The following is a 19,353-nucleotide window of genomic DNA, read 5'->3' on the forward strand; positions in this document are numbered from 1 at the left end:
TCAGATACCACGCGGATCGACGCCGCCCTGCTCGCGGCGCTCACGGCGCATCTCGCGACGCGCGTGGTGGTCGGCGCGGAGCTGCTCGGCCCGCGCGCGCTGCTCGGGCGTGAGCACGGCGTCGATGCGCTCGCGGGTGCGCTCCATGATCGCGCGGTGCTGCTCGCGACGCTCGGGCGAGCGAGGCTGGGCGCGCAGCGCTTCGTGCTCGGCGCGCGCCTGGTCGAACGCCTGGCGCACCAGCGCGACCTGGTTCGCGTCGAGGCCGAGGGCCTGCGTCATGTGCTGCAGGCGCCGCTCGGGATCGCGATGGTGACCGCGACGTCCACCGTGGCAGGGGCGCTCTCCGTCGGCGGGCGGCGTGCCCGCGTCCTGCGCGAGCGCGGGCAGCGAGGCCGCGAACATCGGGAGCGAGAGCGCGGCCGCGAGGAGGAACGAGAGGGACTGCTTCTTCACGTGGTCTTCCTTCCTTGTCGGCGCCCCGAGGGGGCTCGGTGGCGACACGATGAGAGATACGGAAGGCACCTTTCGAGATTCTGAAGCTATCCTCGCGGCGCTGTGACGTGGCGAATTGCGTGGGTCCTGGTGGTGCTCCTCGCGGCGTGTGATCGACCGACGGTCGCGAGCACGCCCCTCGAGAGCTGGTGCGTGTCGCTCGAGACGGCGCTGCGCGATCGACACCTGCTGTGCGAGTGCGACGGCGAGCCGCTCTCCGACGAGGCGCTGACCGCGCGCTGCGAGTCGATGAACGCGCAGTCGCTGCAGACGGCGGTCGACGCGGGCGAGGTGCTGTGGAACGGCGCGCTCGCGACGTCGATCATCCGCAGCCTCGACGACTGCGAGCGCGCGCAGCTGCTCGACGATCCGGTGATCGGCGAGGTGCAGGTCGGCGAGCCGTGCCGCGTGTTCACCGACGTCGCGGGCGTGCCCGACGACTGCGAGCTCGGCGCGCGGTGCATGGCGCCGCTCGGCGGCGGCGAGCTGCGCTGCTCCGAGATCCCGACGTGCACGAGCGACGACGACTGTCTCGCGGGGCGCTGCCTCGACGGCGCGTGCGCCACGCCGGTGTGCGAAGCCGAGCCTCGGATCTGACACGACGCTGCGTCCGTTGCCCTCGACCTCGCCGCCGCGTAGCGTCTGCGGCGAAAGGGGGCAGTCGATGGACGTCGTTCATTCCGCGACCGCGAGGGCCGCGACGGCCGAGCCGTACACGTGCGCGAAGTGCGGGTACTCCGGAGTCGGGCACGCGGTCGCGATCGAGAAGGCCACGATGAAGCAGGGCGGGCTCGTCTTCGGCAACGACCGCGCGGGCGAGATGGCGCGCGACGAGGCCGAGGCGCGCGCGTGGTCCGAGGCGATGTCGGACGTCGCGATGGCCCCATGCCCACGCTGCGGCGCGACCGATGCCGCCGCGTGGCGGAGTTGGATCACGAGGCCCGCGTACCTGCTGAACCTCGCGATCGCGATCGTCACGTTCCTGGCGGGCGGGCTCGCGTGCAGTGCCGTGCTCACGGCCGCGAACCTGCTGAGCGTGGTCTGCGCAGGCGTGATCGGTCTGGGGTTCATCGTCGCCGGCCCGCTGCTCGTGGTCTTGCCGCTCGTGGGCAAGCGCACGTCGACGCGCCGCGTGCGGTTCGAGCCGCCGCGCTGAGCCGGGTCGCGATTCAGTCGAACGTCGCGCGCCAGGTCGGGTGCGCGGCGAGCAGCTCGAGCGCGCGTGTCAGCAGCGTCTTGCCCGGCTCGATCTTCGGCCACGCCGAGAGCCCGCTGGGGTGCGGCAGCGGGATCACGTCGACCTCGCGGTCGTGGAAGCGGGCGCGCGTGCTCGTGCCGACGACGTCCTCGAGCTTCTCGAAGGGGCCGAGCACCTCGGCGATCGCGAGGCGTCCGATCGGGATCACGAGCTCGGGCCGGAGCAGCGCGATCTCGCGCGCGATGAAGGGACGACAGCGCTCGATCTCGTCGGTGCTCGGGAGTCGATCGCCCTTGCTGCCCGACTTGCCCTTGCCCGGGAAGCAGCGCGCGACCGCGGCCATGTAGACGCGCTCGCGATAACGCGCCTCGTCGACGCCGATTCGCTCGGTCCACGAGAAGAGCGTCCTGCCCGCGGTGTGCGCGAAGGGCCGGCCCTTGCTCGCCTCGTGCGGCCCGGGCGCCTGACCGAGCGCGTAGATGCGCGACGTCATCGCGGGGCCGATCACCGAGGGACCGACCACGCCGTCGCAGCGGCGGCACGCGATCACCTCGTCGCGATGCACGCGCAGCTGGCGCAGGACGCGCGCGCTCACTGGGGCTCGGAGGCGACCTCGGCCTCCATCGCCGCGATCTCCGCGGCGACGCTGGGATCGATCGCGGGAGGCGCGCTCGGCGTCGCGAAGAGCTCGGTCTGCACCGGCTCGAGCCCGAGCGCGCGGCGCACCGGACCGAACGAGCGACGGTGGATCGGACACACGCCGAGCTTCGTGATCGCGTCGGTGTGCTCGGCGACCGGATAGCCCTTGTGCTTGGCGAACCCGTAGCCGGGATAGGTGCGATCGAGCTCGTCCATCATCCCGTCGCGCGTCGTCTTCGCGACGATGCTCGCGGCCGCGATCGACACGCTCAGCGCGTCCCCGTGGATGATCGCGCGCTGCGGGATCGCGAGCTCCTTGAGCTTGCGCGCATCGATCAGCAGGTGCTGCGGCACGGTCGCGAGCGCCTCGACGGCGCGACGCATCGCGAGCAGCCCCGCGCGATAGATGTTCACGCGATCGATCTCGTCGGGCGGCACGATGCCGACCGCCCACGCGATCGCGCGCGCCTTGATCTCGATCACCAGCTCGGAGCGCGCCTTCGCATCGAGCTTCTTCGAGTCGTCGACGCCGACGAGCTTGAACCCGACCGGCAGGATCACTGCGCCCGCGACGACCGGCCCGGCGAGCGGGCTCATCCCCGCCTCGTCGACGCCCGCGACGAGCTGCACGCCGGACTCCCAGAGCTCGTTCTCGAAGCGCGAGAGATGCCGCAGCCGCTGCCCCTCGGCGCGGTTCGCGCGCCGTCGCTTCTCGATCGCGGCGAGCAGCGACTTCGCGCCGGGCCGCTCGTCGGCGCGCAGCGCGTTCTCGATCTCCTGCGGCAGCGGCCGCGCCTCGTCGACGTAGCGCTTGCGCAGCTCGGACAGCGTGAGCTTCTTCGGCTCCGACATCGGCCGGACAGGCTACCTCAGGCGACGACCGCGAGCTTCCGCGGATCGCTCGAGCGGCGCACCAATCGCATCCGGTGATCCACGCCGACCATCTCGCCGGGCTCGAGCGCGCACCAGACGTTCTCGCCGTGCAGCGGCTCGCTCGAGAGCACGAGGTGGTTGATCGCGCCGGTCGTCGTCGGCGCTTCGCAGTGCGGCGCGAGGAACGAGCACGACTCGCGATCGGCGCAGCGCTTCTTGTGCGTCGAGAAGTGCAGCTCCTTGCCGCCCTGGTGCGCGACCATCGTCGTGCCGTCGGTGAGGATCACCGTGAGCAGGTTCGGCTTCGCGTCCGCGTCCTGCTGCGCGATGCGATCGACGTCGCGCATCGTCGCTGCGACTGCCGCCATCACGTCGTCGACGTCGCGCGGCGACGAGAGCGGCCCGAGCGCCTCGAGGCGCGTCAGCACCATGAAGAAGATCACTTCGCTGTCGGTCTCGCCGAGCACGAAGCGCCGCAGCCGCGGCGACACTTCCGCGAGGAGCGCATCGCGATCCCGCGCGAACGTCGGCACGTCGCCGTTGTGCGCGAACGTCCAGCGCCCGTACTGGAAGGGATGGCAGTTGAGCACCGTGTGCCCGCCCTGCGTCGCCTTGCGCACGTGCGCGAGCACGGTCTCGCTCGAGACCACGCCGCTCACGCGCTGGAAGAGCGCACACCCGAGCGCGTGCGTCGGACTGCGCGTGACGTGCGGCGCGCCGTCGACGTAGTACGCGACGCCCCAGCCGTCCGGGTGCCGCTCACTCTGTCGTCCGAGCGCGTTGTCCGCGGCGACCAGCGAGCGATGCATCTGCGAGGGGATCACCGAGCGGAACCCGAAGAGACGGCACATTCGGGGCTCAAACCTACGGCCGCGACGCACACCTCGGCAAACGCTCGCGCGCCGTCGCGTTAGAATCGCCGTGCTTTGCGGTCCTCCACGACTCCATTTCTCGCGCTCGCGCTCGTCCTCCTCGCGTGCGAGCCCGACGGCGACACGCCCGACCTGCTCCCGGTGCTCCCGGTCGACGCACGGGTGAGCGAGACGCTCGCGATCGAGCTCCCGGTGCGCAACGACGCGGGTCGCGAGCTGCGCTATCGCGTGTCGATCGAGGGCCCGCCGCTCGCTGCGTTCGAGAGCGTCACGTCGCTCTCGGGATCGCCCGGGCGCGGCGAGTTCCGGTGGACGCCGCTCGCGAGCCACGTGGGACGTCACGAGCTGCTCTTCGAGATCACGTCGCCCTCGGGCGAGCGCTACGACGGCGAGCGCGTCGTCGTGAACGTCGTGCCCTCGGAGGACTCGGCGCCGGTGTTCCTGCGCCCGGGCGCGGGCGGCACCCACGACCTGATGCGCGACCCCTGCGTGCGCTTCGACGTCGAGATCCGCGACGACGACACGCCGGCCGTCGAGATCCGCGAGCGCGCGCCGCTGCCGGAGGGTGCGCTGATCGTGAACGAGGGCGCGAAGAGCGCGCGCTTCGAGTGGTGCCCGACCGGCGATCAGATCGCGGCGAGCGAGCGCTGGACGATCGAGCTCGAGGCCGACGACGGAGATCACCCGCCGGTGCCGCACGACTACGTCGTGGTGCTGCGCACCGGGCCCACGACCGGCTGCCCCGGCGCGGCACCTTCGATCACGCTGGTCACGCCGCTCGAGGGCGAGCGCGTCACGAGCTCGAGCGGATACGAGGTGCGCATCCGCGTGACCGACGACGTGGGCCTGCGCGACGCGCCGCTGCTCTACTGGTCGCGCACCGCGCCCGACGATCGTGCGAGCCCCGACGTGACGGCGTTCGAGCAGGTCGTGTTCGATCCGAACGAGGGCGGCGAGTGGCGCGCGCGCATTCCTTCGCTCGGGCTCGCCGAGGGCGCGGACGCCGAGGTCTTCTATCTCGCGACCGCGACCGACAACGACGATGCGACGGGGACGGCGTGCGATCACCGCACCGACTCGTCGGTCGTCGCGTTCTTCGCGGTCGGCGGCGCGAGCACCGGCGGCGATCTCGGGCAGTGCTCGCCGTGCGCGCGATCGACCGAGTGCGCGAGCGGGATCTGCGTCGCGGCGGCGGGCGGCGCGCGCTGCCTGACGTCGTGCGCCGTGAGCGCGTGCACCGTCGGGACCTGCGGCGACGCGATCACGATCGAGGGCGCGACCCGCCGTGCGTGCGGCGACGTCGCGGCGGTGTGCGGCGGCAGCACCGGGTGCACCGACGACGCGCTCGAGCCCAACGACACGCTCGAGACGCCGACGCTCGCGTCGATGACGAGCTACGCCGATCTGCAGATCTGCGGCGGGAATTCCGACTTCTTCCGCATCGACGGCGCGTTCCGAGATCTCGTCACGGTGACGATCGACGGATTCGATCACGACGCGGGCGATCTCGATCTGCGCCTGCTCTCGCCGAGCGGGACCATCGTCGCGTCGAGCGCGAGCACGATGGATCGCGAGAGCGCGAGCTTCTGCCTCGGCGACACCGGCCGCGTCTTCGCGCAGGTGCTCGGCTACATGAACGCGCAGAACGCGTACGACCTTTCCATCACGCGCGCTCCGCTCGCGTGCTGCAGCGACGACACGTTCGAGCCCGACGACACGCGCGCCACCGCACGGCGGCTCACGACGCGCGACTTCGAAGGCACGATCTGCCCCGACGACGACGACTACGTCGCGTTCACCGTGACCGGCGCGAGCGCAGCGCACGTCGAGATCCTCTTCGACGCGGCGATCGGCGATCTCGACCTCGAGCTGCAGGGCCCCGACGGCGCCCGGATCGCGATCTCCGAGGGCACCGGCGACAGCGAGGTGATCGACGCGAGCCTGCCCGCAGCGGGCACCTACTACGTGCGCGTGCACGGCTTCTCGACCGCGGCGAACACCTACGTCGGCGAGGTGACGACCACGCCGATCACGACGTGCACCACGACCCGCGCGTGCGCATCGGGCGAGGTCTGCGACGCGGGCACGTGCCGCAGCGACGCGTGCGCCTCCGACGCGATGTGCCCGTCGTCGCACCTGTGCCCGGTGTACGGCCCGGGCAGCGCCGCGCGTCACTGCGGCGCGACGTGCACCGTGAACTCCGACTGCCGCTCGACCGAAGCGTGCAAGTGGTTCGCGGAAGGACGCGCGTGCGGCGTGCGCGGCGCCGGCGCGAACGGCGCGGCGTGCGCCGATGCGACGGCGTGTGGCGGACAGCGCGCGTGCCTCGCGTGGCCGGGCGGGTACTGCGCGCGCGCCGGGTGCCGCACGAACGCGGACTGCGAGAGCGGCACGTTCTGCGTGACGACGAGCGGCGTGAGCGCGTGCGTGCTCGAGTGCGAGAGCGACGTGGAGCGCTGTCGCGACGCCGAGGGCTACGCGTGCGACTTCGTGGACGACGTGGGCGGCACGCTCCACCTCGCGTGCGTGCCGGCATCGTGATGCGCGCGTCGATCGTCATGCTCGCGCTCTTCGTCGTCGCGTGCGGCGATCCCGATCCGGTGCGTCCGCCCGACGTGCCCGCGCCGCGCATCACGCTCGTCGAGGCGCCCGAGCCCGTCCTCGCAGGCACCGTGCTGCGCGTCGCGGGCGTCGCGCTCGACGCGGTGGGCCGCGATCCCGTGCTCGAGGTCGCGACCGGCGGAACGACCTTCGACCTGCCCAGCGTCCCGCACGACGAGGACGACGCGTTCCTCTTCGAGGTGCCGCGCACGCTCGTCGATGCGCTCGGCGAGGGCTTCGTCGACGTGACGCTCACCGTCGAGGGCGCGGACGATCGCAGCGAGCCCTTCGAGGACACGTGGGAGCTCGCGCGCGATCTGCCGCTCTCGCTCGATGCGCCGCCGAGCGGCGACGTGCACCGCAACGACGTCGTCGTGCTGCGCGGCGCGGGGTTCGTGTCGGCGACCGAGGGCGAGTCGTTCGCGCACTTCGAGGGCACGTTCACGCGCGAGCTCGGAGGCGCGACGAGCGCGGTCGATGCACGCCTTCCCATCGCGCTCGCCGAGCGCACCGCGCGCGATCGCGCGATCGTGGTGCTCACGACGGACCTCGGCGGCGTGTGGCCCGGCACGTTCGAGGGCACGATGCGCCTCGAGTCGACGCTCGCGGGCGGTCGGGCGCGCGACACCGCGCCGGTCGCGACCACACTGCGCTTCGGCGGGCCCGAGCTCTTCTCCGTCGAGCCCCGAATGGCGTCGCTCGGCGCGCTCCTGCGGGTGCGCGGCGCGGGATTCCTCGGCGGTCGTGATCGCCCGAGCGAGACCTCGCTGATCCGACTCGAGGGCACGTTCACGCCGCAGGGCGGCACTGCACGGGCGCTCGATCCGATCGAGCTCGTGCCGCGCTTCGTCTCGGGCGCAGAGGTGCGGCTCGTCATCGAGACCGAGGTGCGCGAGGACGCGGTGGTCGCCGCGCTCTTCGGCGCCGCGCGCGGCGAGTTCGCCGGCACTGCGACCCCGATCGTGATCGCGGGGACCGACGAGATCGAAGGCGCTGCCGTGCCCTTCTCGTTCGTGCTCGGGCCGATCCGGCAGATCGTCCACCTGCGGTTCCTGCCCGGCTTCTACTCGAGCCTCGAGCGCTTCGGGCTCGGCGCCGCCGCGGGCGCCATCGAGGAGGCGATCGTCGCGCGCATCGAGGAGATCTACGCGAGCTGGTCGCTCGAGGTGCGGCTCGAGGAGCCCGACGACTTCGATCCCACCGCGTTCGCCGTCGTCGAGATCGGCGGGCCCGATCCCAACGGAAACGGGCTCTTCGGCTACGACAATTCGCCCGGGAAGGACATCGGCAACCTGCGCCTCTTCGATCGCATCGGCGGCGCGAACGCCGAGACGCAGATGGACGGATATCCCGGCTACGGCGGCGTCTTCGTCGAGTCGCTGCTGTGGTGGTCGTCGCATCCCGATCTGCCCGGCGAGCGACCGCCGAGCTCGCCCGATCCCGAGCCGCTCTTCGACGAGCTCTTCGATGCGGTGCGTCGCGCCCCCGCGACGCTCGCCGAGGTGCGCGGCGAAGGGGATGCGACGCGCGTCGCAGCGGTGCAGCGAGCGCTCTCCGCGCTCGCGTCGATCATCGGCGAGACGACCGCGCACGAGCTCGGCCACAGCCTCGGCATGGCCCAGCCCTACGGCGCCGCGACCGCGTTCCACAACGAGACCGACGGCGATGGTTGCCTCATGGATCGCGGCGGCGATCGCCCGCTCGGCGAGCGCGCACGGCAGAGCGGGTTCGCGCGCTCGACCTTCTGCGGCGACGAGCTGACGTACCTCGACGAGATCCTCGCTCGCTGAGCGCCGGCGCGATGGCACGCTTCGCGCTTCGTGACGCGGCGTGTCCGCCCGCCCACTCCGCGCCCGCCCGCCCGCTTCCCGGCCCGGCATCGCCCGCCGCGTCCCCTTCGCGCCGACCACCCACACGGTCGTGGCGCTCGGTGATCTCGGGACGTTGCTGCCGCACCTCGGCAGTTGGTCCGAGACCGTGCACGTCGTCGCGACGCTCGACGTCGCGCTCGATGCGCTCGACGAGCTCGCGAGCCCTGCGGGCGTCGTGGTGGCCGATGCCTCGCCGTCCGACGCGGCGATCCTCGAGCTCCACTCCGCGCAGCTCGCGATCCCGATGCTGCTGCTCTGCTCGATGAGCGCGCCCCTCGTGACCACGCCGCGCGCGCGTGTGGTCCGAGCCGATGCCGAGGCGCACGAGCGGGTCTCGGCCCTCGGTGAATTCGTCGCGTCCGCGCACTGCGCCGCGGGCCGTCGCGCCCTGCGCTTCGAGGACGCCTGCCAGGAATGGCGCCTCACGCCGCGCGAGGCGGAGGTCCTGTGGTGGACCCATCGCGGGCGCGACTGCGCGGGCATCGCGAGCGCGATGTCGCTCGCCGACGGCTCGGTGCGCGCGCTCCTCGCCGACGTGCGCCGCAAGATCGGGCTGCGCTCGATCCCGTCGATGCAGGCGGAGGTGCAGTTCCGGCTCGCGCAGCGCTGAGGATCGCGCACATGGGCGCGCCCACCCACGCCCATGTGCGCCGCGCGGGCCGCCCACCTCCGCATCCGGAGCGCCCCGTGATATCCCGATCCGGTGCGCGCTCTCGTGCTCGCGTTCCTCGCCGCGACGGTCATGGCTTGTGGACCGGTCGCCTCCGACCTCGACGGCGGCGGTGATCGTCTCGACGCGGGCCCCGACGCGCAGCTCGGGCTCGACGACGCGGGCACGATGCCCGACGACGCGTCGCTCGACGGCGCGTCGGACTGGGGCCCGTGCACGGCCTCGGGCATCGCGGGGCGCTGCGTCGACGTCGCGGCGTGCGAGGGCACCTCGACGCCCGGCCTCTGCCCCGGCCCGACGAGCATCCAGTGCTGCACCGCGCCGCGCGACGGCGGCACTTCGTCGACGTGTGATCCCGACGCGCGCCCGCTGCCCAACGAAGGGCTCGTCGAAGAGCCCGGCGAAGACGGATGCCCCGCCGGCATGGTGCGGGTCACCGACGCGTTCTGCATCGATCGGTTCGAGGCCTCGCTCGTCGAGGTGCTCGCGGACGGATCGACGCGCGGTTGGTCGCCCTACTTCGAGCCGGTCGGCGTGCGCGTGCGCGCGACGTCGCTGCGCGGCGCGGTCCCGCAGGGCTACATCCGCGGCACCCAAGCGGCCGCGGCGTGCACCGAAGCGGGCAAGCGCCTCTGCACCAACACCGAGTGGCTGCGCGCGTGTCAGGGCTCGAGCGGTACGACGTATCCGTACGGCGCGACGCGCATGCCCGGCTGGTGCAACGACGCGCGCGCGCAGCACCCCGCGGTCGAGTACTTCATGACGAGCGCGGACTGGATCTACTCCGAGCTCGATCATCCGTGCCTGAGCCAGCTGCCCGACTCGCTCGCGCGCACCGGCGATCACCCGATGTGCGAGAGCGAGAGCGGCGCGCTCGACATGATGGGCAACCTGCACGAGTGGACGTCGGATCCCGCGGGCACGTTCCGCGGCGGCTTCTACGTCGACACCGTGCGCAACGGTCCCGGCTGCCTCTACACGACGACGGCGCACGACGTCTCGCACCGCGACTACTCGACGGGCTTTCGCTGCTGCTGGAGCGAGTGATCGGCGAGCCAGTCGCTCGTGTTACTCCTTCTGCCGTGCACGCCTTTCCACGCCTCGCAGTCGTGCTGCTCTCGGCCTCGCTCGTCGCCTGCGGAGACGACGCGACGAGCCAGCCCGACGACGCGAGCACGCCCGTCGACGCGACGATCACCGAGCTCGACGCGAGCGGATGCCCATCGTTCGAGGGCGCGTACGGCGTCGGTCTCGACGAGACCTGCCTGCGCGGCACCGCGCTCGAGCTCGGCACGCTGTGCATCGCTCAGCACGGATGTGCAGCGACGATCTCGGGGAGCCTCGGCGCGATCGACGCGACCGTCGAGGGCGACGTGCTGCGCTTCGAAGCAGGCGGGCTCGCGTGCACCGGGCGTCGTGATCGCGGTGCGATCGACATCACGTGCAGTGACGAGTCGATCGGCTTCTCGTGCGAGGCCCGCGCGTCGTCGACGCGCGCGCTCGATCACGCATGCTGCGTCGCCGACGACGAGTGCACCGCCGAGGAGCGCTGCGCGCCCGTCAACCTCGGGCTCGATGCGCCCGCGCCGATCGTGAGCGCGTGCGTGCGGCGCGGCGCAGCGATGGCCGGCGAGGCGTGCACCGTCGGCGGCTCCGGCACCGACGACTGCGGCGCCGGGCTCACCTGCACCGCCGGCAGCCTCGGCGACGACATGATCGTGTGCCGCTCGATCTGCCGCGACGACGGCGAGTGCGGCGAGGGACAGGCGTGCCGCTGGTACGCGCTCACCGCGCCGCCGGTCGGCTACTGCGTGCCGAGCTGCACGCGCTTCGGCACCGAGTGCCCGTCGTTCGCCACGTGCGACGGCGCGACCGTGCTCGATGCGGAGGGCGCGATCACCGACGGCCTCGCGTGTCGCGCGATCGGCACCACGCCGAGCGGCGAGATCTGCCATCGCAGCGTCGACTGCCCCGCCGATCACGCCTGCACCCGCGCCGGTGCCCCCGAGGCGCGCTGTCGGCCGTTCTGTGACGACGCACACCCCTGCGACGAGAGCAGCACCTGCATGCCGCAGGGCAGTGGTGACGCCTCGGGCCTGTGCGTGCCGCGTTGAGCCCCGCCGTGTGGAAAAGCTCACGCGCGGGCGCGACCCACGCTCGTGCGCACGCTCGTCCTCGCCTCGCTCCTGCTCGTCTGCTCGGTGATCGTGTCGGGATGCGGCGCGCGCTCGCCGCTCGATCCCATCTGGAGCAACGACGAGCCCGCGTCGGATGACGCGGGCTCGCCGAGCGATCCCGGCCTCCGCGACGCGGACGTGCCGCGCGACGCGCGCGCCGACGAGCGCGACGCCGCGATCCCGCTCGACGACGGCGGGCGCGATCCGATCGAGGAGAGCCCGCGCGTCGAGATCGTCTCGGCGGGCTGGCGACACAGCTGCGCGCTGCGCGGAGGACGCGCGCTGTGCTGGGGCAACAACGCGAGCGGTCAGCTCGGCGACGGCACCTACGTCGACCGCGACGCGCCGGTCGAGGTGCTGCACGACGAGCCCTTCGCCGAGATCTCCGCGGGCATGCAGCACACCTGCGCGCGCTCGCGCCGCGGCGAGATCTGGTGCTGGGGCCACAACCTCCACGGTCAGGTCGGCGTGGTGCTCGGGGAGTCGAGCACGACGAATCGCCCGGTGCGCGTGCCCGGCATCACGGGCGCGCGCGGCGTGAGCGCCGCGGGACAGCACACCTGCGCGGTGCGCTCCGATCGCACCGCGACCTGCTGGGGCCACGGCGCGTTCGGACAGCTCGGCCACGGCGACACCGCCTCGACCACGACGCCGATCACGGTCGTCGCGCTCGATCGCATCGAGCACATCGAAGCGGGCTGGCGACACACCTGCGCGGTGCGCGACGACGGCAGCGTGTGGTGCTGGGGCCAGAACCTCGAGCGCCAGCTGGGCGTCGAGCGCGTCGAGGCGATCCTCACGCCGGTGCAGGTGCCCGGCGTCGCGGGCGCGGAGCAGGTGAGCGCGGGCACGCACCACACGTGCGCGGTGCTCGAGGGCGGACGCGTCTCGTGCTGGGGCTCGATGGGCCCTTCGGGCCGCGCCGAAGGACCGTTCCCTGCGCACGAGATCGTCGGCCTCTCGCGCGCGCTGCAGGTCGGCGCGGGCGAGCGGGGACGCGCGTGCGTGGTGCACGAGAACGGCTCGCTCGGGTGCTTCCCGGTGCTCGTCCCGCACGTCGGCGCCGACGTGCGCATCGGGCCCTTCGGCGCGCGTCGCTACTCGATCGGCTTCGAGCACGCGTGCGTCGCGCTCGAGGACGGCGGCGTCGCGTGCTTCGGCGAGGACGACTACGGCCAGCTCGGCGACGGCGCGCCCCGCGTCGGATCGACCACGCCGGTGCGCGTGGTCGGCTTCTGATCGCTCAGCCCAGCTGGAGTGCTCGCTGGCGGCAGCGAGCCGATTTTGGACACCGCTCAGCGACGGCGGGCGGCGCGCTCGGGCTTCTGCACGATGAACAGGTAGTTGAAGCCGCGCAGGAAGAAGTTCTGCTCCTCCGCGGCCTTGTGGTAGTTGCCCATCTTCAGCGTCTTGTGGTGCCGAGTGACGGCCACGACGTCGAGCGGGATCATCAGCGACGCGAGCTGCGCGAAGAGCTGGAAGCCCACCGGCGCGAAGCCCTTCTTCTTCTCGAAGTAGTCGCACACGTAGAGGCCCATCACGCCGCCGGGCACGAGCACGCGCGCGCACTCGCGCAGCACCTGGCCCATCGCCTCGTAGTAGCGCGGGTCGTACGCGCTGAGCTTCCCGATGCAGGCGGGATCCTCGGAGTAGTCGATGTGATCGCCGTAGGGCGGATCGAGGAAGACGAGCTGCACGCTCTCCTTCCCGAGCGGGAGCTTGCGCGCGTCGGACTTCTCGATGTCGTCGCGGAACGGCGCGAGATCGAACCCGCGCGCGCGGCGGTTCGTGTCCTTCGCGACGTCGATCGTCGTGCCCGAGCCGCACATCGGATCGACGACGAGATCGCCCTCGCGCGTGTAGCGCTGGATGAGATTCCAGATGACGTACGAGGGCGTCGCGCCGACGTAGCGCTGATCGCCCTGCATGCCCGCGCCGTAGTGCTGCGAGGGGTACTCCCAGAGCGTCGTGGTCTGGACCCGCAGCGGCGGCTTGCTCGGGCGCTGGACCGGCTTGCCGCGATGGGACGGCGCAGGGCGGGGATCACGGTCGTCGGGACGTCGCATGCGATCCCCGCAGTCTTGGCACGTGCGCTCAAGAGGCGCTGGTGCGCGCCATCAGGTGCAGCACGAACCCCGCGATCACCGCCATCCCGAGGTCGAGCAGCGTGCTCCCGAGCAGCGCGTACGCCGCGCCCTCGAACGCAGGAACACGCCCCGGCTCGCGCTCGGCATCGACCGCGCGGAACGCGATGCGCGTGGTGATCGCGCCCACGATCGCGCTGAGCAGCGGCGCGACCCAGGGGTGCTCGATCGCGCTCGCACCGAGGGCGCCCGCGTGATCGGTGAGGATCAGGATCGGCAGCACGACCGAGAGCAGCGTGATGGCGATGGTCGCCGCGAGCCCGACGTGGAAGCGCGCGCGCACCGACGACGCGAGCGCGTACACCACGGTGAGCGCCTTGATCGCGACGACGACGTGCACGCCCGCCGATGTACCGGATCAGCGCGTGCAGATCGAGGTCACGTGCTCGCGGTAGTAGGGCAGCTCGTCGTCCCAGTACTCGCCGTCGAAGGGCCAGATCTGATCGCCCTGCACCGCGACGATCGAGGTCGGGCGCTCGGGCTCGCGCGTGAGCGGTACGCCGTCCTCGAGGGCGCGGCGCCGCGCGGTCTCGATCTCGAGCTGTACGGTGTCGATCTCGTTCGCGCGCGCACGGAGCTCGTCCGCGAGCCGTGCGATGCGGGTGCGCACCGACTCCCCGGCGCGGGTGACCGCGAGCGCACGCTGGATCGCGAGCTCCTGCGCGACGCGCGCCGCGAGCGACGTGCCCGCGAACGACGCGCGATCGACGCGCGCGATCTCGGCATCGATCGAGCGCACCAGGACGAGCTGTCGTGCGATCTCGCGATCGGCGAACGTGGTGCGCAGCACGCGACCGAGCACACCCGAGGGACCGCGATCCGAGCGCACCGCATCGAGCAGCGCATAGGCCGCATCCGCATCGTCGAGGCCGCGTTCCTGCGCGCCGATCCGATCGAGCAGCGCGTCGTAGCGCGTGTGGAAGTCGGCGACCGAGCGCTCCGCCGCCTCGTAGCGACAGTGCTCGAAGTAGATCGTCGCGCGCAGCACCAGCGCCTCGGGGTGCACGCGATCCTCGAGCTGCGGTGAGAGCAGTCCGTGCACGTGACCGAGCGCGCGTGCGTGCTCGCCGAGCAGGTAGAGCGCCCACGACTCCTCGAAGAACGCGTCGAGCCCGTGCACGCTGCCGAAATCGACGCGCTGCCACGCCTCGAGCGCGCGCTCGAGCAGCACGGTCTGGCGCGCGGGATCGGCGCTCTCGCGCCCCGGCGTCGCCGCGGTGTACGCGACGCGCGCGATCGCGATGCGCGCGAGGTCGCGCAGGTGCTCGCGCTCGCCGCTGCCTCCGTCGCGATCGGTGCCCACGGCATCGATCACCGCCTGGAACGCCTGGGTCGCCGGCTGCGCGCGACGACGCCGCACGTGCGCGATGCCTTCCCAGTACCGCGATGGCACGTACCAGCGAGTGCCGGTTCGAGCGCGTGCGAAGAGCCGCGCCGCCGCGTCGAAGTCGCCCGCGAGGTAGCGGGCGCGCGCGAGCAGGTGCAGCAGCGCGTCGTGCGACGGCGTGCCCTGGAGTCGCACCAGCCGATCCTCGGAGTAGTGCGACACGGTGTCGACGAGCGCGTCGGGATCGGGCGCGCGCTGTGCGATGCGACCGAGCAGATCGAGCGCCTCGTCGTGCTGGGTGTGTGCCTCGCCGCGTCGCGCGATCGCATCGACCATCGCGAACGACGACTGCACGAACCCGCCGCGGAACAGGCACTCCGCGAGCAGGAGCTCGGCGCGCTCGATCGCCGCGGGCGCGTCCTCGCTCTCGCCCTCGACCACGCGCTGCAGCATCGGCATCGCTTCGTCGCACCGGCCTGCGGCGTAGGCGCGCAGCGCGTCGGCGTGCAGCGTCGACGGGACCTCGCTCGGGGCGGGTGAGGACTTCGCGCTCGAGGGCACGCGCGCGAGCGCGGCGAGCCACGACGCGTCCACGATCGGCTCGTCGATCTCGGGCGTCACCGCGGCCCGCGCGCGCCATCGCGAGCGCGGCGGCGGGGCAGCAGGCTCCGCGATCGGCTCGACCCGCGGTGCCTCGGCGACGACGGGCTCGGGCGCGATCACGATCGCGGCGTGCTCCACCTCCGGCGCCCGCACCACCTCGCGCGCCGGCGCCGCCGCGACCTCGCCGCCGCTCACGAGCAGCGCGACGACCCCCGCGACCACCCACGCGCCACCCGAGCCACCGCGCCGCCCGCGCGCCGCGCCCGCGACCACCTCCGCGCGCAACACCGCGAGCGCTTCGCCCTCGGGCGCCGCACCGCGCAGCACCTCGACGAGCTCGCGCAGCATCGCGTCGTCGTCGTGCATCCCACCGCTCATTCCGCCCTCCCACCGGCGCGAAGGCGACGCAGCGCCTCCGCGATCTCCTTCCGCGCCGCGTAGAGCCGCGAGTACGCGGTCTGCAGCGGACAACCCACGATCTCCGCGACCTCCGGCATCGGCAGCTGCTCGACCTCGTAGAGGACGAAGACCGCGCGCTTGTCCTCGGCGATGCCGCCGAGGATCTCGATCGCCTGCGCGAGACGGCGCGTGCGCTCGAGCTCGTCCTGCGGCGTGCGCTCGCCGATCGGCTCGCTCGTCTCCGGTGCCTCGCGCGCGCGTCGTCGCGCCGCATCACGCCGCGCCGCGAGCGCCTTGCGCACGCAGATCGCGTAGAGCCACGTCCGCAGCGACGCGCGACCGTCGAGCTCGCGCAATCGACGCTGCACCACGAGGAAGACCTCCTGGCACACGTCGGCGAGCTCCTGATCGCGCACCCCGAGACAGCGCAAGACGCGCGCGACGTACTTGCCGTGCGCGTCGAACACGGCGCCCACGTCGACGCCGCCCGCGCCCACCGCGCGAGCGCGCGCCGCGGCGAGCGCCACCTCCAGCCCGTCTTCGCGCCCCGCGTCCACGCCCGTCGGTTCCTCCGGGCTCGCGCGTTTCTGATCGAAAACGCGCCTGCGGGATCGAGGCTACCGAAAAAGAAATCGGCTCGCCGCTCCGGTCCCTTCCGTCCGCGCGCTCCCGTCCGGTCCCTCCGGGACGAGCACTCGGGCGAGGCCCAAAATGCGAACGCGCCGGAGCAGGTGCCCCGGCGCGTCCTCGTTCGACCCTCTCTCGCGACGTCAGCGAGGCGCGACCGCGCTCAGCGGAACCGGCATGAGGTTCCACGTCATGATCGCGCGCGGCACCTCGCGACGCAGCATCACCTCGCGGCGCGCGCGCCCGTTCACCCATACGTACCGGCGCAGCTCGCCCTGCTCGTCCGCGCCCACGTAGAGCTCGTCCTTGCCGTCGCCGTCGAGGTCGGTGAGCAGCGCCGCGTGCTCGAAGCCGCTCGACTCGCGATCGATGCTCTCGAGCGACCACTCGCCGCGCGGATCGCGACCCGGACGCGCGAGCCAGAGCCCGCTGCGGAACGTCGCGATCACCATCTCGCGGCGCCCGTCTCCGTCGACGTCGCCGACGGTCAGGAAGCGCGTGAGGCGCTCGCCCGGGATGCGCGCGATCACGTTGCCCGCGGTCGGCGCGGTGTCCGCGTCGTAGCGACGGATCTCGACCGGCTCGACGATCTCGAGGGCCGCGCCGCTGCCCCGCGTGAGCGCCTCGACCGCGACGTAGAGCTCGTCGCGACCGTCGCCGTCCGCGTCGCCGACCCAGATCTCCTTCGCGTGACGGTTCCCGAGGTCCGCGACGACCGTGCGGCCCTGCTGCGCGCGCGGCACGTAGCGCACGACCTGACCGCTCTGCTCGCCGCCCCCGAGATCGTTGGGCTCGCTCGGCGTCGCGTAGATCTCGAGCTGCCCGTCGCCGTTCAGATCGCCGATCTCGATCTCGTGCACGAACGTGTTGGGCTCGCGATCCAGACGATCGATCGTCCACCCGCTCGCGCCCGGACGCACCGTCGCGACCACGCCCTGATCGTGCGTCGCGACGGCGATCGCGGGGCCATCGCCGTACACGTTCGCGATCTCCGCGTCGCGCATGCGGTTGAACTGGCCGCCGAACTCCTCGGTCCAGAGCGTCTCGCTGGTCCACCCGCTCGCGCCGCGACGCCAGAGCTTCACCGCCGCGGCCATGCCGCCCAGCGTGACGATCCCCGGCTCACCCGTCGGCGGCTGCCACCAGAGCGCCTTGTGGAAGACGTTGCTGCGGGGATCCTCGATCACCTCGGCGCGCCACTGATCGCCGTCGGGCGTGAGGATCTCGAGGCGTGCCGGGCCGGGCGTCGCGGTGACCGCGCCGTTCTCGACGCGGAACTGCGAGCTCGCGACGAGGAGCCCGCGCTGCTCGCCCTGGGTGCGCGCCGCGGTCGGGGTCGGAGGCGTCGGAGCCGGGGCAGGCGGCGCCTCCGTGGGCGGGCTCGGCGGGGTCGCCGGCTCCGTTCCTCCCGAGCACCCCACGCACGACGCGATCGCGCACACCGCGATCCCGACCACGATCCCGACGATCCGAGCCTTTCGCATGGCCCCCCACCTACCAAGCGCGGATCCACTGAGCAAATTCTCAGAGGCTCTGTCGTCCCGTCCTTCGGGCACTACACTCCGCCCGAATGGAGAGGCCGCCCGAATGAAGAGGCCCGCATGAACGCGCCCGTGCTCAAGCGCGACGAGAAGGCGGCTCGCATCGTCGAGATCCTCGAGAAGCTCTACCCCAGCCCGCCGATCCCGCTCGATCACGTCGACCCCTTCACCCTGCTCGTCGCGGTCGTGCTCTCCGCGCAGACCACGGACAAGAAGGTCAACGAGGTCACGCCCGCGCTCTTCGCGGCCGCGCCCACGCCCGAGAAGATGGCGGCGCTGAGCGAGGCCGAGATCCTCGCGTACATCCGCCAGGTCGGGCTCTCGCCGCAGAAGTCGAAGGCGCTCAAGGGCCTCGCGACGAAGATCGTGAACGAGCACGGTGGTCAGGTGCCGCGCACGTTCGAGGCGCTCGAGGCGCTGCCCGGCGTGGGCCACAAGACCGCGTCGGTGGTGATGATCCAGGCGTTCGGCCACCCGGCGTTCCCGGTCGACACCCACATCCACCGGCTCGCGTGGCGCTGGGGCCTCTCCGACGGGTCGAACGTCGAGCGCACCGAGGCGGACCTCAAGCGCACCTTCGATCGATCGAAGTGGGACAAGCTGCACCTGCAGATCATCTACTTCGGTCGCGAGCACTGCCCTGCGCTGCGCCACGATCTGAGCGCGTGCCCGATCTGCTCGTGGGCCGCGCCCGCGAAGGTACGCGCCGCCGAGGCCAAGGGCGGTCCGAAGAGCAAGGGGCGCAAGCGATGACGACGATCAACGCCGCGCTGCTCGCGGCGGCGCTGCTCTTCGTGCTCTTCATCGTCGCGCAGGCGCTGCTGCCCGCCATCCTGCGGAGGCGCGGCGATCGCGCCGCCAACACCAAGGTCGACGAGGCGATCCTGCGCGGCAACGACACCGCGCGTGCCGTCTCGGAGCGCGCCGACGCGTTCCGGGAGGCGGCGACGATCGCGCTCGACGAGCTTCGGCGCCCTCGCCTCGCGCTGCGTCTGTTGGCGAGCGGGGAATCGATCGCGCCGGGCGAGCCCGCGACCATCGCCCTGGTCGAGCGTGCGATGATGCGCGCCAAGGATCTCGAGGGGCTCGAGCGATACTTGTGGCAGACGATGGACGCGCACCCGGGCTCGCCCGCGCACACGCGCGCGCTCGACGCGCTCCTCGCGCTCTACGAGGGCCCGATGAAGACGCCCGAGCGCGCCCGGGTGCTTCGCGCGATGAGCGCGCCTCGCGACGCAACGACCGAGCGCCCGTCTCGATGAGCCGCCCCAGCGACATGCCTCAGCACCAGCCAGCCCGCCGCGCGCTCACCAGCG

Annotated in this window: 19 protein-coding genes; 10 read left to right on the top strand and 9 right to left on the bottom strand. The window is 72.4% G+C overall.

Annotated elements, in window-relative coordinates; all coding sequences use genetic code 11:
- Positions 1-456 (bottom strand): hypothetical protein, encoded by a 456-nt coding sequence (locus tag I5071_RS20425; protein ID WP_236607169.1) that lies wholly within the window; start codon positions 454-456, stop codon positions 1-3.
- A gap of 102 nt (positions 457-558) precedes the next feature.
- Here I5071_RS20425 and I5071_RS20430 point away from each other — a divergent pair, with 102 nt between their 5' ends.
- On the top strand, positions 559-1,092 hold the full coding sequence (locus I5071_RS20430; protein WP_236607170.1) for a hypothetical protein: 534 nt from the start codon (positions 559-561) through the stop codon (positions 1,090-1,092).
- A 67-nt stretch (positions 1,093-1,159) separates the two neighbouring features.
- Positions 1,160-1,651, top strand: a complete 492-nt coding sequence (locus I5071_RS20435; protein ID WP_236607171.1) for a hypothetical protein — start codon at positions 1,160-1,162, stop codon at positions 1,649-1,651.
- A gap of 13 nt (positions 1,652-1,664) precedes the next feature.
- Here the strand turns inward: I5071_RS20435 and I5071_RS20440 are convergent, their stop codons facing one another.
- The 3 genes from I5071_RS20440 to I5071_RS20450 are packed head-to-tail and all read right to left on the bottom strand — an operon-like array spanning position 1,665 to position 4,056.
- Entirely contained in the window at positions 1,665-2,288 is a 624-nt protein-coding gene (locus I5071_RS20440; RefSeq protein ID WP_236607172.1) for a uracil-DNA glycosylase family protein, read from the bottom strand.
- On the bottom strand, positions 2,285-3,184 hold the full coding sequence (locus I5071_RS20445) for a ribonuclease HII (protein WP_236607173.1): 900 nt from the start codon (positions 3,182-3,184) through the stop codon (positions 2,285-2,287). Before I5071_RS20445 ends, I5071_RS20440 begins: the two co-directional genes overlap by 4 nt.
- A gap of 17 nt (positions 3,185-3,201) precedes the next feature.
- Positions 3,202-4,056: a class II glutamine amidotransferase gene (locus I5071_RS20450; RefSeq protein ID WP_236607174.1), complete on the bottom strand. Its 855-nt coding sequence runs from the start codon at positions 4,054-4,056 to the stop codon at positions 3,202-3,204.
- A 75-nt stretch (positions 4,057-4,131) separates the two neighbouring features.
- Between I5071_RS20450 and I5071_RS20455 the strand changes: the two genes are divergently transcribed.
- From I5071_RS20455 to I5071_RS20480, 6 genes are all read left to right on the top strand, one after another.
- A complete protein-coding gene (locus tag I5071_RS20455; RefSeq protein ID WP_236607175.1) occupies positions 4,132-6,618 on the top strand; it encodes a PPC domain-containing protein in 2,487 nt (828 codons plus the stop codon).
- Complete coding sequence (locus tag I5071_RS20460) at positions 6,600-8,468, top strand: hypothetical protein (RefSeq protein WP_236607176.1); 1,869 nt, start codon at positions 6,600-6,602, stop codon at positions 8,466-8,468. Before I5071_RS20455 ends, I5071_RS20460 begins: the two co-directional genes overlap by 19 nt.
- Before the next feature lie 130 nt (positions 8,469-8,598).
- Positions 8,599-9,159 carry a helix-turn-helix transcriptional regulator gene (locus I5071_RS20465; protein WP_236607177.1) on the top strand — a complete coding sequence of 187 codons (561 nt, stop codon included), beginning with the start codon at positions 8,599-8,601 and terminating at the stop codon, positions 9,157-9,159.
- Positions 9,160-9,252: 93 nt separating this feature from the next.
- Positions 9,253-10,266 (top strand): SUMF1/EgtB/PvdO family nonheme iron enzyme, encoded by a 1,014-nt coding sequence (locus I5071_RS20470; protein ID WP_236607178.1) that lies wholly within the window; start codon positions 9,253-9,255, stop codon positions 10,264-10,266.
- Positions 10,267-10,301: 35 nt separating this feature from the next.
- On the top strand, positions 10,302-11,333 hold the full coding sequence (locus I5071_RS20475; protein ID WP_236607179.1) for a hypothetical protein: 1,032 nt from the start codon (positions 10,302-10,304) through the stop codon (positions 11,331-11,333).
- Between the two features lie 45 nt (positions 11,334-11,378).
- Positions 11,379-12,635 (top strand): RCC1 domain-containing protein, encoded by a 1,257-nt coding sequence (locus I5071_RS20480; protein WP_236607180.1) that lies wholly within the window; start codon positions 11,379-11,381, stop codon positions 12,633-12,635.
- A 56-nt stretch (positions 12,636-12,691) separates the two neighbouring features.
- On the opposite strand, the gene I5071_RS20485 is transcribed toward I5071_RS20480, so the two are convergent.
- The 5 genes from I5071_RS20485 to I5071_RS20505 form a co-directional block, all read right to left on the bottom strand.
- Entirely contained in the window at positions 12,692-13,462 is a 771-nt protein-coding gene (locus tag I5071_RS20485; protein ID WP_236607181.1) for a TRM11 family SAM-dependent methyltransferase, read from the bottom strand.
- Between the two features lie 28 nt (positions 13,463-13,490).
- The gene (locus I5071_RS20490) at positions 13,491-13,880 is read right to left on the bottom strand and encodes a hypothetical protein (RefSeq protein ID WP_236607182.1); all 390 of its coding nucleotides are present in this window, start codon (positions 13,878-13,880) and stop codon (positions 13,491-13,493) included.
- A gap of 18 nt (positions 13,881-13,898) precedes the next feature.
- Entirely contained in the window at positions 13,899-15,848 is a 1,950-nt protein-coding gene (locus tag I5071_RS20495; protein WP_236607183.1) for a hypothetical protein, read from the bottom strand.
- Positions 15,845-16,426, bottom strand: coding sequence for an RNA polymerase sigma factor (locus I5071_RS20500; protein ID WP_236607184.1), 582 nt, complete (start codon positions 16,424-16,426; stop codon positions 15,845-15,847). The genes I5071_RS20495 and I5071_RS20500 overlap by 4 nt, the downstream gene beginning before the upstream one ends.
- A gap of 213 nt (positions 16,427-16,639) precedes the next feature.
- Positions 16,640-17,980: an FG-GAP repeat domain-containing protein gene (locus tag I5071_RS20505; protein ID WP_236607185.1), complete on the bottom strand. Its 1,341-nt coding sequence runs from the start codon at positions 17,978-17,980 to the stop codon at positions 16,640-16,642.
- A 117-nt stretch (positions 17,981-18,097) separates the two neighbouring features.
- On the opposite strand from I5071_RS20505, the gene nth reads away from it, so the two are divergent.
- Positions 18,098-18,790 (top strand): endonuclease III, encoded by a 693-nt coding sequence (gene nth, locus I5071_RS20510; protein WP_236607186.1) that lies wholly within the window; start codon positions 18,098-18,100, stop codon positions 18,788-18,790.
- On the top strand, positions 18,787-19,299 hold the full coding sequence (locus I5071_RS20515; protein ID WP_236607187.1) for a hypothetical protein: 513 nt from the start codon (positions 18,787-18,789) through the stop codon (positions 19,297-19,299). The genes nth and I5071_RS20515 overlap by 4 nt, the downstream gene beginning before the upstream one ends.
- Positions 19,300-19,353: the final 54 nt, after the last annotated feature.

This window comes from Sandaracinus amylolyticus (assembly GCF_021631985.1).
Taxonomy (GTDB): Bacteria; Myxococcota_A; Polyangia; order Polyangiales; family Sandaracinaceae; genus Sandaracinus; species Sandaracinus amylolyticus_A.